This is a genomic window from Streptomyces sp. NPDC090798 (assembly GCF_044768965.1).
Lineage (GTDB): Bacteria > Actinomycetota > Actinomycetes > Streptomycetales > Streptomycetaceae > Streptomyces.
In genome coordinates this window covers 496,647-510,048 of record NZ_JBIVXA010000001.1, presented here as the reverse complement: position 1 = coordinate 510,048, position 13,402 = coordinate 496,647, and the positions used below count along the sequence as shown (strand labels likewise).

The 13,402-nt window shown below is 70.4% G+C and carries 11 protein-coding genes; 7 read left to right on the top strand and 4 right to left on the bottom strand.

Annotated features, from left to right (window positions below):
- Nucleotides 1-17: 17 nt before the first annotated feature.
- Both ACIQTP_RS02180 and ACIQTP_RS02175 read right to left on the bottom strand, forming a co-directional pair.
- Nucleotides 18-827 carry an Fpg/Nei family DNA glycosylase gene (locus tag ACIQTP_RS02180; protein WP_403395375.1) on the bottom strand — a complete coding sequence of 270 codons (810 nt, stop codon included), beginning with the start codon at nt 825-827 and terminating at the stop codon, nt 18-20.
- Nucleotides 828-1,118: 291 nt separating this feature from the next.
- Entirely contained in the window at nt 1,119-1,607 is a 489-nt protein-coding gene (locus ACIQTP_RS02175; protein WP_402036094.1) for a ribose-5-phosphate isomerase, read from the bottom strand.
- 238 nt (nt 1,608-1,845) lie between these two features.
- Here ACIQTP_RS02175 and ACIQTP_RS02170 point away from each other — a divergent pair, with 238 nt between their 5' ends.
- The gene (locus ACIQTP_RS02170; protein WP_403395373.1) at nt 1,846-3,339 is read left to right on the top strand and encodes an amino acid permease; all 1,494 of its coding nucleotides are present in this window, start codon (nt 1,846-1,848) and stop codon (nt 3,337-3,339) included.
- Between the two features lie 76 nt (nt 3,340-3,415).
- Here the strand turns inward: ACIQTP_RS02170 and ACIQTP_RS02165 are convergent, their stop codons facing one another.
- Nucleotides 3,416-5,491, bottom strand: a complete 2,076-nt coding sequence (locus ACIQTP_RS02165) for a protein kinase (RefSeq protein ID WP_403395371.1) — start codon at nt 5,489-5,491, stop codon at nt 3,416-3,418.
- A gap of 232 nt (nt 5,492-5,723) precedes the next feature.
- Between ACIQTP_RS02165 and ACIQTP_RS02160 the strand changes: the two genes are divergently transcribed.
- The gene (locus tag ACIQTP_RS02160; protein ID WP_403395370.1) at nt 5,724-6,449 is read left to right on the top strand and encodes a hypothetical protein; all 726 of its coding nucleotides are present in this window, start codon (nt 5,724-5,726) and stop codon (nt 6,447-6,449) included.
- 227 nt (nt 6,450-6,676) lie between these two features.
- Here the strand turns inward: ACIQTP_RS02160 and ACIQTP_RS02155 are convergent, their stop codons facing one another.
- On the bottom strand, nt 6,677-7,267 hold the full coding sequence (locus ACIQTP_RS02155) for a biotin transporter BioY (protein ID WP_403395368.1): 591 nt from the start codon (nt 7,265-7,267) through the stop codon (nt 6,677-6,679).
- Nucleotides 7,268-7,777: 510 nt separating this feature from the next.
- Between ACIQTP_RS02155 and ACIQTP_RS02150 the strand changes: the two genes are divergently transcribed.
- From ACIQTP_RS02150 to ACIQTP_RS02130, 5 genes are all read left to right on the top strand, one after another.
- Entirely contained in the window at nt 7,778-8,983 is a 1,206-nt protein-coding gene (locus ACIQTP_RS02150; RefSeq protein ID WP_403395366.1) for an ROK family protein, read from the top strand.
- A 411-nt stretch (nt 8,984-9,394) separates the two neighbouring features.
- Nucleotides 9,395-10,480, top strand: coding sequence for an ABC transporter substrate-binding protein (locus ACIQTP_RS02145; RefSeq protein WP_403395364.1), 1,086 nt, complete (start codon nt 9,395-9,397; stop codon nt 10,478-10,480).
- A 5-nt stretch (nt 10,481-10,485) separates the two neighbouring features.
- The gene (locus tag ACIQTP_RS02140; protein WP_403395362.1) at nt 10,486-11,331 is read left to right on the top strand and encodes an ABC transporter permease; all 846 of its coding nucleotides are present in this window, start codon (nt 10,486-10,488) and stop codon (nt 11,329-11,331) included.
- Nucleotides 11,307-12,044, top strand: coding sequence for an ABC transporter ATP-binding protein (locus ACIQTP_RS02135; protein WP_403395360.1), 738 nt, complete (start codon nt 11,307-11,309; stop codon nt 12,042-12,044). Before ACIQTP_RS02140 ends, ACIQTP_RS02135 begins: the two co-directional genes overlap by 25 nt.
- On the top strand, nt 12,041-13,393 hold the full coding sequence (locus ACIQTP_RS02130; protein ID WP_403395358.1) for an LLM class flavin-dependent oxidoreductase: 1,353 nt from the start codon (nt 12,041-12,043) through the stop codon (nt 13,391-13,393). The genes ACIQTP_RS02135 and ACIQTP_RS02130 overlap by 4 nt, the downstream gene beginning before the upstream one ends.
- Nucleotides 13,394-13,402 lie beyond the last annotated feature (9 nt).

Here is a 13,402-nt window from a genome sequence, read left to right as displayed (position 1 = left end):
CCTGGGGAGATCCCGGTTCAGCTCTTCTGGCAGGTCGGGCACCAGAAGAGGTTGCGGGCGGCGAGATCGGCGGTGCGGATCTCGCCGCCACAGATGTGGCAGGGCAGGTTGGCCCTGCGGTACACGTACACCTCGCCGCCGTGGTCGTCCACGCGCGGTGGGCGGCCCATGGCCTCCGGGGTGTGTTCCGGGCGGACGGTGTCGATGCGGTTGTTGCGGACGCCCTCGCGCATGAGTGCCACCAGGTCGGTCCAGATCGCGTCCCACCGCGTCGGGGTGATGTCCTTCCCCGGGCGGTACGGGTCGATGCCGTGCCGGAAGAGGACTTCCGCGCGGTAGACGTTCCCGACGCCCGCGATGATCTTCTGGTCCATGAGGAGCGCGGCGATCGTCGTACGGCTGCGGGAGACGCGGCGGTACGCCGCCGACGGGTCCGCGTCGGCGCGGAGGGGGTCCGGGCCGAGGCGGGCGTGTATCGCCCGCTTCTCGTCGTCCGTGATCAGGGCGCAGGTGGTGGGGCCGCGGAGGTCGACGTACGACGTGGCGTTCGCGAGTCGGAGGCGGACCGTGTCGGTGGGGGGTGGGGCGGGGGCGTCGCCGAAGTTCACCTTGCCGAAGAGGCCGAGGTGGATGTGGACCCAGTCTGCGGCGCGGAAGCCGAGGAAGAGGTGTTTGCCGTGGGCGTCGGCGTGTTCGAGGGGTGTGCCGTCGAGGAGGGCGGCGGCGTCGGTGAACTTGCCCTGGGGGCTGGTGACGCGGGTGGGGCCGCCGGTGAATGCGGCCGCGTAGTCCTCGGCCAGCCGGTGAATCGTGTGCCCCTCGGGCACGGGGTCCTCCTCGTGCAGCGGTGTCTTCTACGGTGCGGACGGCTCGGGGCTCGGGACTTGTTGCGCCCCCGCCGCCCCTACCCGTCCCATCCCCAGGGGCTCCGCCCCTTCAACCCCACCGGGGGCTACCGCCCCCAAACCCCCCGCGGGGCTCCGCCCCTGCACCCCACCAGGGGCTACCGCCCCTGGACCCCCGCAGGGCTCCGCCCGGACCTCCCGCATCGGCCTGAACGGCCTAGTCCTCAAACGCCGGACAGGCTGGAGATGCCGACCGGGGTGTGGGCGGAAAGCCTAGGACTGCTGGGGGTGGTGGGGCGGGATGGGCGGGAGGTCGCCCGTCTCTTCGTAGGCCGAGAGCATGTCGATGCGGCGGATGTGACGCTCGTCACCGGAGAAGGGCGTGGAGAGGAAGACCTCCACGAACTTCGTCGCCTCCTCCTCGGAGTGCATACGCGCACCCACCGCCACCACGTTGGCGTTGTTGTGCTGCCGCCCCAGCGACGCCGTCTCCTCGCTCCAGGCGAGCGCGGCACGGACCCCGTCCACCTTGTTCGCCGCGATCTGCTCCCCGTTGCCGGAGCCGCCGATCACGATGCCGAGGGCCTCGGGGTCGGCCGCCGTGCGCTCCGCCGCGCGGAGGCAGAACGGCGGGTAGTCGTCCTGGGCGTCGTAGATGAGGGGCCCGCAGTCGACGGGCTCGTGCCCGGCGGCCTTGAGCCACTCGACGAGGTGGTTCTTGAGTTCGAAACCGGCATGATCGGAGCCGAGATACACGCGCATGGTCCGAGTGTGACACGGCTGTTTCGGATCGGCCTCGCCGGGTGCCGCCAGCGAAAACTGTGAGCAAGGCTACAAACCTCAAGGAAACCTCAAGTAACAATCTGGATTCAAAGGTTCACGAATTCCTTTGCCTCCGATTCACTGGACCGGCTCGTTACAGGGTCCCTACAAGGACTCGCTCGGGTCCGTACACCGCTCGTACGGAAATCTGCTCACCCGGCGCAAAGGAATCCCCCTCATGACCTCGCAGCCGACCCCCGCAAAGGCCGCAAGCGGCCACGGAGGCCCCGGAGAACCCGGTTCAGGCCTCCAGGCCGGACTCAAGAACCGTCATCTGACCATGATCGCCATTGGCGGCGTCATCGGAGCCGGCCTCTTCGTGGGCTCCAGCTCGGGTATCGCCACCGCGGGCCCCGGAATCCTGCTCTCCTACGCCCTCGTCGGCACGCTCGTGGTGCTGGTCATGCGAATGCTGGGCGAGATGTCCGCCGCGAACCCGACCTCCGGTTCGTTCTCCGCGCACGCGGACCGCGCGCTCGGGCGTTGGGCCGGTTTCTCGATCGGCTGGCTGTACTGGTTCTTCTGGGTGGTCGTGCTCGCCGTCGAGGCGACCGCGGGAGCCAAGATCCTCGAAGGGTGGATGCCCGGCGTACCGCAGTGGGGCTGGGCGCTCATCGTGATGGTCGTGCTCACCGCGACCAACCTGGTCTCCGTCGGCTCGTACGGTGAGTTCGAGTTCTGGTTCGCCGGGATCAAGGTCGTGGCGATCGGCGCGTTCATCATCGTCGGCGCGCTCGCGATCTTCGGCGTGCTGCCGGGTGTCGACGCCCCGAAGGCCGGCCTGGGGAATCTGAGCGACCACGGCGGCTTCCTGCCGCACGGGCCCGGCGCGATCCTCACCGGTGTGCTCCTGGTCGTCTTCTCCTTCATGGGCAGCGAGATCGCGACCCTCGCCGCCGGTGAGTCCGAGGACCCGCAGCGGGCCGTCACCAAGTCCACCAACAGCATCATCTGGCGCATCGCCGTCTTCTACCTGGGCTCGATCCTCGTCGTCGTGTCCCTGCTGCCGTGGAACGACCCCTCCATCAAGGACAAGGGCTCCTACGTCGCCGCCCTCGACTCCCTCGGCATCGCGCACGCCGGTCAGATCATGAACTTCATCGTGCTGACCTCCGTGCTGTCCTGCCTGAACTCCGGGCTCTACACGGCCTCCCGGATGGCGTTCTCGCTCGGCGAGCGCGGCGACGCGCCCAAGATGTTCGCGAAGACCACCTCGCGCGGTGTCCCGATGGCCGCGATCGTCGTCTCGGTCGTCTTCGGCTTCGTCGCCGTCTTCTTCAACTACAAGTTCCCGGACTCGGTCTTCCTCTTCCTGGTCAACTCCTCCGGCGCGGTCGCCCTGTTCGTCTGGCTGGTCATCTGCTTCTCGCAGCTGCGGATGCGGAAGATCATCCAGCGCGAGGCGCCGGAGAAGCTCGTCGTGAAGATGTGGCTGTACCCCTACCTGACCTGGGCGACGGCCGCGCTGATCGTCTTCGTCCTCGGCTACATGCTGACCGACACGGAACACGACGGACGCGAGACCGTACTGCTGTCGCTGCTCGTCGCCGCGATCGTGCTCGCGATCGCCCTCGTGAAGCAGAAGCTCGGCGGCGCCGCGGCGACCGAGCCCACGGACGTCGGCGCGCCGGTGGCCGCCGGGGAGCCGGTCGACGCCACGTCGGAGGCCTGAGCACGCGGACGCGGAATCCGGCGGAATCGGTAACGGGGAGGGGCCCGGCGGCAGCTGCCGCCGGGCCCCTCCCCGTTCACAGGGGCGTGAAGCTCTTCTTGACCTCGTCGTAGACGGGGAGCGCGGTCGCCTCGATGTCGGGGTGGTACCAGGTGCTGATCTCGTACGACGTGCCGCCGGAGCGGAAGCCGAGCAGTCGGACGTGCCAGAGCCGGCCCTTGGCCGTGACGGTGTACTCCCAGACGACCGCGGGCGCGCCGCGGAACGTGGTGCGCTCCAGGCGGATCCGGCGGTAGTTCAGGCCCTTGCTGGTGTCCACCTCCGCCTGCTGCCACTGCGCCAGCAGGTCACCCCGGGCCGGGGTCGCGTTGGCCACGATCTCCTGCGCACGGTCGGGCGAGGTGTAGTGCACCTCGGAACCGCTCTGCGCCACCCGCTGCCAGCCCTGCGGCGGCACCCACGCATACAGCCCGGCCTCCTTCCGGGCGCCCGCCGGCAGGCTCGGCGGGCGTGACGTGCCGTCGACGGTGGGGGGCGGGGAGGAGGGGCCGGCGGATGAGGTCTGCGCGGAGTTCGGTGACGTCGACGAGGCCGATGGTGAGGTCGAGGCCGAAGTCGAGGTGGAGGTGGAGGTGGATGCGCCGGTCGTGTCGTGGGAGGAGCCGCCGGTCTGCGTCATAACGAGCCCGACGACGGTTCCCACGATCACCACGCCACCGGCGGCGGCCAGGCCCATCCGGCGCCGCCGTGGGACGGAGGGCACGGCGGGGCCGGGGAGTTCGCCCGGCGGCATGACCACCGCGCGGGAGACCGTGGTGTGCGTGGCGAGGGAGGGGGGTTCGGGAAGCGGCGGGGGTGCGCTGGGCTTGGGGGCGGGTGTGGGCGTGGCTTCGGGGGCGGGGACGGGGGCGGGAGTGTGCGTGGGTGGGGGGTCGGGGGTTGGATCGGGTGCGGGGGCGGGCTCCGGGATGGCGTCCTGTACGGAGTCCGGCTCGGAGTCCGGCTCGGGGGTCGCTTCGGGGGTCGGTTCGGGGTGCAGCTGGAGCGGGGGGTGTTGCGCGGCGCGTATGAGGCCCACGTCCAGGAGCGCGCGCGTGGGCGACTCCTGGTGGAACGGGGGGACGGGGGGCGGCGCGGATTCCGGTGTCTCCGGCATCACCTGTGCATCCGGAGCTTCAGCCGTCCCTCTCACCTCTGGCGTCTCGGATGCCTCCACTGCATCCGGTGTATCCGGTGTCTCTGCCGTTTCCGGTGTCTCCCGTGTCTCTGGTGCTCCCGGTGACTCCCGTGCCTCTGGCGCTCCCGATGTCTCCCGCGTCTCTGGCGCTCCCGGTGATTCCGGTGTTCCCGCCGCGGGGTCGGGTACGAGCCCCGCTTCCGGGGATTCGGTCTCTTCCGGTCGGGAGAACGCGATCGGGCGCAACGCCGTCTCCAGCTCCGCCAGACCCGGTCGGGTCGACGGCTCCTTCTCCAGCAGGGCGGCCAGAATCTCCCCCAGGTCACCGACGGTGGAGGGAAGTTCGGGCTCCTCGTACAGGACCGCGTGCAACGTCGCCAGGGTGGTCGAACGGGAGAACGGAGAGCGGCCGCCGAGGGCCGCACAGAGCGTCGCCCCCAGGGACCAGACGTCGGACGGCGGGCCCTGGGGGCGTCCGGAGACACGCTCGGGTGCCATGTAGTCCGGGGAGCCGACCAACATCCCGACCATGGTGAGCGCCTCCGCGTCCTGGAGCGCGGCGATGCCGAAGTCAGTGAGGACGACACGATGGCCCCGCCGCTCGACCAGGACGTTGCCCGGCTTGATGTCCCGGTGCAGTACTCCCCCGGCGTGCACCTGGCGCAGCGCCGCGACCAGTTCGAGCCCGATGCGGGCCGCGGCGGGCGGGTCGAGCGGGCCGTCCTCGACCACGAGTTGTTCGAGGGAGCGGCCGGCGACGAGTTCCATGACGATCCACAGCCGCTCGCCCTGGTCCACGACGTCGTAGATGCGCACGACATTGGGATGGTCGATCCGGGCCGTGGCCCTGGCTTCGCGCAGGGTGCGTTCGCGGCGGGTTCGGGTGTCCTCCGGGTCGAGTCCGTCGATGCGCATTTCCTTGACGGCGACCTGCCGGTCGAGCATTTCGTCGGTGGCTCGCCACACCCGTCCCATTCCCCCCTGGCCAATACTCTCGGCCAGCCGATATCGACCCGTCACCAATAATCCCGGAGCACCGCCAGTCGTATTCCCCGTCAATCCCCTGCACCCCCTCAACACCCGCCACAATCGTCCGCCACAACAGAAACACAATGGTCACACTTCATGCCGTACCAGCATAGTGCGGAGAAATCTTGTGGTACCTCTTCAAGTACTGCGAATTCAGGCGCAGCCAAGGGGGGCGAACATGAGTTCTCGTCACACGACGACCATCGCGGGATCGCTGCTCACGGCATCTTTCTCGGCCGTGATGATCCTTTCCTTCACCGCCGTCGCGGACGACCAGGGACCGGGGAGCAGCAAGGGGGGAAAGGCCATGGACCCGGCGTCGGCGGGCGTGAAGCTGACCACGTTGCTGCCCGAGAAGATCTCGGTGGACAACAGCTCGCACGAAACGGCGCTGACCGCCACGGTGAAGAATGAGGGAACCAAGGAAAGCGGAAAGATCCGGCTTTTGGTGGTCGGATTCGACGGCCTACAGGTCAAGAACGTCAAGGGCTGTTCCGCCATGGCGGACAAGGATCTGCCCAAGGGTTCGAACAGTGGATTCGTGTGCGATGTCGGCAATCTGGCGGCCGGAAAGTCGCAGTCGTACGCCGTCGCCGCGACCTTCGATCTGAGCAAGACCGGAAAGATCTGTCTGCCGGTGCAGGACAGCGACGGAAAGAAGACGTTCTGGCAGCAGGGCCCGGTGCCCTTCGGTACGACGAACCCGTCGCCGAACGCCCCGGCCACTCCGCTGCTGCTCGACACCGAGAACAAGCCGGTGACACCCGGCGGCGACCAGTTGCCCAGGACCGGCGCCGGGAGTGACCTTCTGCCGCTCGGGGCGGCGGGGGCGGCGCTCGTCTGCGTCGGGGCGGCGGGGATGTGGTGGGCCCAGCGGCGGCCTCGCCGACAGCCGCGGTCGTGACGTGACCAGGGGCCGGGACGCCATGTGCGCGGCGTCCCGGGCCGCCTTCCGCGCACGCACACGTACTACGGGGACGGTGGGGACGTGGGGACAGCGGGGACAGTGCGGTGCGGCTTGTACGGACCCGGAACGCGGAAGAGGTTCGCCGGGCTGAAGTCGGAGTACGACCCGGCGAACCTCTGCCTCTTCCGAGGGGACTGCGAACCTCTTCCGAGGGGACTACGGCCTCAGCGGTCGAGGAACTTCCAGGCGGTCGGCAGGAGGCCCATCGCCAGCGCCGCCTTCAGGGCGTCGCCGATCAGGAACGGGGTGAACCCCGCCGCGAGGGTCGCGCTCAGCGACATGCCGGTGGCGGCGGCCAGGTACGGGAGGCCGACCGCGTAGATGATCGCCTCGCCCAGCAGCATCGTGCCCGCCGTGCGCAGGAACGAGCGGTCGGCGCCGCGGCGGGCGAGGGCGCCCACGGCGGCGGAGGCGAGCATCATGCCGAGGATGTAGCCGAGGGACGGGGCGGCGGTGCCGGAGCCGCCGTCGGCGAACCACGGCATGCCGGCCATGCCGACGAGGGCGTAGAGCGCGAGCGAGAGGAAGCCGCGGCCCGCGCCGAGGGCCGTGCCGACGAGGAGGGCGGCGAAGGTCTGGCCGGTCACCGGGACCGGGGAGCCCGGTACGGGCAGGGAGATCTGGGCGGCGAGGCCGGTGAGGGCGGCTCCGCCGAGTACGAGGGTGATGTCCCTGACGCGGGAGGCCGGGAGCAGGTCGGCGAGGACCTCGCCGGGGCGGATGCCTTGGCGGGGGGTGACGGCAGCGGTGCTCATGGGGACTCCGGCGGTGACGGGGGGTCGGGACACGGTGACGCTATCCCAGGGAGGCGGGCGGATCACCGTGTGCGATCGACAAAGCGGGGATCCGGGGCTTGGTGGAGCCCTTACAAAGGAGGCCGCGTACACCTATCGGGGCGTGATGCTGGTCACTGAGGTGGGATGGTTTTGTCAACGGGGAGGTTCGAGCGCGGGCTGTAGGGTCCCACCAATTCGCCCCGCTGGGCGTCTTTGTTCGGCTGCGGGCCGATAGGGGCTGGTCGCGCGGTTCCCCGCGCCCCTGAAAGCCTCGGGTCGGCCGGCGGGCGAGGGACGGCTCCTCTGGCCGGAATCGGGGGTAAGACCTACCCTTCAGGGCATGGTTGCCCAGGCTGAGAACTTCGCGTCGCGTCGCTATGTCGATCTGCGACGCCAGGGCACCGCCACCTGTCGCCCCGGGTAGGGCGGGCGGAGCGCATCCGGCTCGCCGAGACGCGACCGTTTCGGACTCGCTCCCTAGGAAGCGCCATGCCTCGTACCTCCCTGGCCCCCTCCCCGCCCACGACACCCCACCGCGCCAGCGCCGGCGACCGCCGCCGCACCAGCGCCAGCGTCATCCTGCGCTCCGTCCTGGAACACGGCCCGGTCGCCCGCAGCACCGTCGCCCGGCTGACCGGCCTCTCCCCCGCCTCGGTGACCGACTACTGCGCCCGGTTCACCGCGCTCGGCCTGATCCGGGAGGCTCCGACGCCCCGGCAGTCGAACGGCGTCGGACGTCCCCACGTCCCCATCCACCTGGATGACTCCCGGTTCGTGGTCGGCGGAGTCCACGTGGCCGTCCCGTACACCACCGTCGCCCTGCTCGACCTGCGCGGCCGGGTCGTCACGGAGCGACGGCTCGCCCACGACGACGGCACGGAGCCCGGCCGCGTACTCGCGAACGCCGCGGCTGGGCTGGCCGCCCTGCTCACCGACCACCCCGGCCGCACCCCCCTCGGCGTCGGCGTCGCGGCCGGCGGCTGGGTGGACCGCGACTCCGGAACGATCGTGGAGCACGCGCTGCTCGGCTGGCGTGACGTCGACGTCCGGGACGCGCTCGGCACGCGGACCGGGCTGTCGGTCCACGTGGACGGGCACGCGCGGGCGTTGGTCAACGGAGAGCGGCTGTTCGGGCGGGCGCGCGGCAGCCGCAGCGTGCTGCACCTGTTCGTCGGCAACGTGGTGGACGCCGCCTTCGCCACCCACGACGAGGTGCACCACGGCCCCCGCTCCCAGGCCGGGGCGATCGCCCATCTGCCGTTGCCGGGCGGCTCGGAGCGGTGCGACTGCGGCCGGACCGGCTGCCTTCAGGCCGAGTTGAGCGAGCGGACGCTGTGCCGGCGGGCACTGGAGGCGGGGGTCATCACCGTCGCCGACCCGATGCACGTGGTCGGCGCCGCGGCCGACGGCGACCCCGTCGCCGTACGTCTGCTGCTGGAGCGGGCCCGGACGGTCGGGCGGGCGGCCCGGCTGCTGCTCGACGTGCTCAACCCGGACACGGTCGTCGTCGCGGAGGTCGGGACCGTGCATCGGGAGGACTGCCTCGGGGCGCTGCGCGCGGAGGTGGGTGCGGACCGGGCGGCTTCCGTCCTGCCGACGAGTTTTCCGGAATCCGTACTCGCCGTGGCGGGTGGATCCGTGGCACTCGACGTGGTGTACCGGGATCCGCTGAGCCTGTCACCGGGGACGAATTAATTCAGAAACTCGGAATGTTGACAGCGGTCGTACGGGGACAGGAGCATCCTTCTCATGAGCAGCTCGCGGGTGCAGGTTCCGCTGACCAAGTGCCGCGTCGTCGACCTTATGCGGGTCGCACGCACGCGTTGTTGCTGACGCCGGGTCACTGCCGCGTCGACGCCTTGACCTGCCGGTGTGCCGGTCTGCTGATGTGTCGGCCCGCTGAAGTGTCGGCCCGCTGATGTGGTGACCTGCTGACGCGTTGGCGCGTCGGCGGTCACCCGGTTTCCTCTGCCGCGCCTTCGGCGCGCGCCTCCCGCTCTTCCTCATGCGCGCGTATTTCGCTTCTTTCACTTCCCTCCCCTTGGCGAATTCCCCTGCCCGGAATTCCGCGCGCATTTCCGCCACTTGGATCCCCGGAGTCCTCCCATGCCACCACTGTCTCCTTCGTCGTCCCCTTTCGCGCCCGGTGTCGACCGGCGGCTGTTCCTGTCCTCCCTGCTCGGCGTGGCCGCCGCGGCCGGACTGAGCGGTTGCGCGGGGGCCAGTGCCGCCGACAGCAAGTCCAAGGGGTCCCTGTCCGCCCCGCTGTCCGCCAAGGTCCCCTCCGGTACGAGCCTCAAGATCGCCTCGTACCAGAACGTCCAGCAGCTCCAGTTCAAGCTCGCGGGCCTCACCGACCTGCCGTTCGCCGTCTCCAGCTGGGTGAACATCGGCGCCGGGCCCGATGTCATCAACGCCTTCCGCGCCAAGTCCCTGGACGTCGCCAACAACGCGGGCATCCCGCCCATCCAGGCGCACTACCAGGGCTATGACGCCAAGATCGTCGCGATCGACGTCACCCGCAAACCCAACTATCTCTTCGCGACCAAGCCCGGCAGCGACATCCGCGCCGTCGCGGACTTCAAGGGCAAGAAGCTGGCGTTCTCCCAGGGTCAGGCCCAAGGCGTCGTCCTGCTGAGGGCGTTGAAGGAGGCCGGGCTCGCGTACGACGAGGTGAAGCTGGTCCCGCTGACCAGCAACCAGTTCTTCACGGCCCTGCAGTCGGGCCAGGTCGACATCGCCCCGCTCGCCAACAGCCAGGCACCGGCGTACCTCAAGCAGTACGAGTCGAAGGGCGCCCGCGCGATCACCACCGACGTGGTCGACCTGCTCAACCTGCTGTGGGCGCCCACCTCCGTGCTGGCCGACCCGGCGAAGGCGGCGGCCGTCGCCGCGTACATCCCGCGCTGGGCGCAGGGGCAGGTGTGGGCGTACGAGCACCCGGACGCCTGGAACGAGGAGTTCTACGTCAAGACGCAGAACCTGACGCTCGCGCAGGCCCGGTCGATCACCGAGCTCGCCAACAAGCCGCTTTTCCCGCCGAGCTGGGACGAGGCGGTGAAGTGGGAGCAGGAGACCGCCGATCTGCTGGCCGAGGGCGGCTTCGTGAAGGCGTTCAAGGTCGGCTCGCTCTTCGACCGGCGCTTCGAGGGCATCGCGGCGAAGGCCGTCCCGGCGGAGTACCGGAAGTGACGGCCATGACGACCACCACGACCGCCGTGCCGGTGACCGCAGCCGAGGACACACCTGCCGTACGGCGCGGGCGACGCCGCGGCCTCGCTCCCGGCAAGCGCCTGCCCGCCTCCCGGCTCATCGGCCCCGCCCTCTTCCTCGCCCTGTGGGCGGCCGCCTCCGCCGCCGGACAGCTGGACCCGGGTGCGATCCCGGCGCCCTGGACGGTCCTGAGGACCACCGGCCACCTGTGGACGGACGGCACGCTGCCCACGGACATGCTGACCTCCCTGGAGCGCGCGGCCTACGGCTTCGCTCTCGGCCTCACCGCCGGTGTCGTCCTCGCACTGGCCGCCGGGCTCAGCCGGATCGGCGAGGCGCTGATCGACGGGACCGTGCAGCTCAACCGGGCGATCCCGACCCTGGGCCTCATCCCGCTGTTCATCCTCTGGCTGGGCATCGGCGAGACCTTCAAGATCGCCATCATCGCGATCGTCGTCTACATCCCGATCTACCTCAACCTGCACGCCGCGCTGTCCGGCATCGACCACCGCTACGTCGAACTCGCCGAGGTCCAGGGCCTGTCGAGGCTCCGGTTCATCCGCCAGATCGTGATCCCCGGCGCGTTGCCCGGCTTCTTCGTGGGGCTGCGCCTCGGGGTGACCGGCTCCTGGCTGAGCCTGGTGGTCCTGGAGCAGATCAACGCCACCAGCGGCCTCGGCTACATGATGTTCCAGGCCCAGAACTACGGCCAGTCGGACGTCATCCTGGTCGGCCTGCTGATCTACGGCGTCTTCGGCCTGGTCTCCGACAGCGCGGTCCGTCTCGTCGAACGGAGGGTGCTGTCATGGCGCCGCACACTCAGCAGCTGACCGCCGCCCCCGCCGTCCGACTCAGGGGTCTCACACGGTCGTTCGACGGCCGTACCGTCCTCGACGACATCGACCTCGACCTGCCGCCCGGACAGTTCACGGCCCTGCTCGGGCACAGCGGCTCCGGCAAGAGCACGCTGCTGCGGGCCATCGCGGGCCTGGACCACGAGGTCGTCGGAAGCGGCCGGCTCGCCGCCCCGGAGCGGGTGTCGGTCGTCTTCCAGGACTCCCGGCTGCTGCCCTGGCGGCGGGTCCTCGACAACGTGCTGCTCGGCACGAACGGCAAGGAAGCGGCCGAGAAGGGCCGCGAAGCCCTCGCCGAGGTGGGCCTGAAAGGCCGCGAACGCGCCTGGCCCAACGAGCTGTCCGGCGGCGAGGCACAGCGCGCGGCCCTGGCCCGCTCGCTGGTCCGTGAACCCGAACTCCTGCTGGCCGACGAGCCGTTCGGCGCACTGGACGCGCTCACCCGGATCCGGATGCATGTGCTGCTCCGGGAGCTGTGGGAGCGCCACCGCCCCTCGGTGCTCCTGGTCACCCACGACGTGGACGAGGCGATCGTCCTCGCCGACCGGGTGCTCGTGCTCGACCGGGGCCGGATCGGCCTCGACCTGACCATCGACCGCCCCCACCCGCGCTCCTACCGGGAGCCGGTACTGGGTGAATACCGGGAGCGCCTCCTCGCCGCCCTCGGTGTGACGGAGGACCACGCATGACCCGCCAGACCCACCAGGCCCGCCGGCTCCACCTCAACGCCTTCCTGATGAACACCGGCCATCACGAGGCATCGTGGCGGCTGCCGGAGAGCGATCCGTACGCCCACGTCGAACTCGCCCACTACGTCGAGCTGGCCCGGATCGCCGAACGCGGCACCTTCGACTCCCTCTTCCTCGCCGACGGACCCCAGTTGTGGAGCAACCTGGCCCAGCGCCCGGCCGGCGCCCTGGAACCGCTCACCCTGCTCACCGCACTGGCGACGGCCACCGAGCACATCGGCCTGATCGCCACGGCGTCCACGTCCTACAACTCCCCCTACAACCTGGCGCGCAAGTTCGCCTCCCTCGACATCATCAGCGGCGGCCGGGCGGGCTGGAACATCGTCACCACGGCCGGTGCGGAGGCCGCCCGCAACTTCGGCCTCGACGCCGAGCCCGCGCACGCCGAACGGTACGCACGCGCCGCCGAGTTCCTGGACGTCTCGCTCAAACTCTGGGACAGCTGGGAGGACGACGCGATCGTCGCCGACAAGGCGGCCGGCGTGTGGGGCGACGACGCCAAGATCCACCCGCCGCGCCACCAGGGCACGTACTTCAGTGTCGAGGGCGCCCTCAACGTGCCCCGTTCGCCGCAGGGCTACCCGCTGCTGGTGCAGGCGGGGTCGAGCGAGGACGGCAAGACGTTCGCGGCGCGCTACGCGGAGGCGGTGTTCACCGCGCAGCAGACCCTCGCCGACGCCCAGGCCTTCTACGCGGACCTCAAGTCCCGTACCACGGCGGCCGGTCGGGACCCCGAGCACATCAAGGTGCTGCCCGGCATCGTGCCGGTGCTCGGCTCGACGGAGGCCGAGGCGCGGGCGAACGAGCGGGTCCTGGAGGACCACATCGTGTACACGCACGGCGTGGACCGTCTGGAGCGCCTGCTGCAACTGGAGCCCGGAACCCTGGAGCTGGACGCCCAGCTCCCCGCGGACCTGCCTCCCGAGGACGTCATCGAGGGCGCCAAGAGCCGCTACACCCTCGTCGTCGAACTCGCCCGCCGCGAACGGCTCACCGTACGGCAGCTGATCGGGCGGCTGGGCGGCGGGCGCGGGCACCTCACCTTCGCCGGCACGCCGGAGCAGGTCGCCGACGCGATCGAGGAGTGGTTCACGCGCGGCGCCGCCGACGGCTTCAACATCATGCCCGCCGTACTTCCCTCCGGCCTCGGTCTGTTCGTCGACCACGTCGTCCCGATCCTGCGCGCCCGCGGCCTGCTCCGCACGGAGTACGGACCGCGCCAAACCCTCCGGGAGCGCTACGGCCTCCCCCGCCCCGCCAACCAGTACCTCCAGCCCGCTCTCGTCTGAAAGGACCCC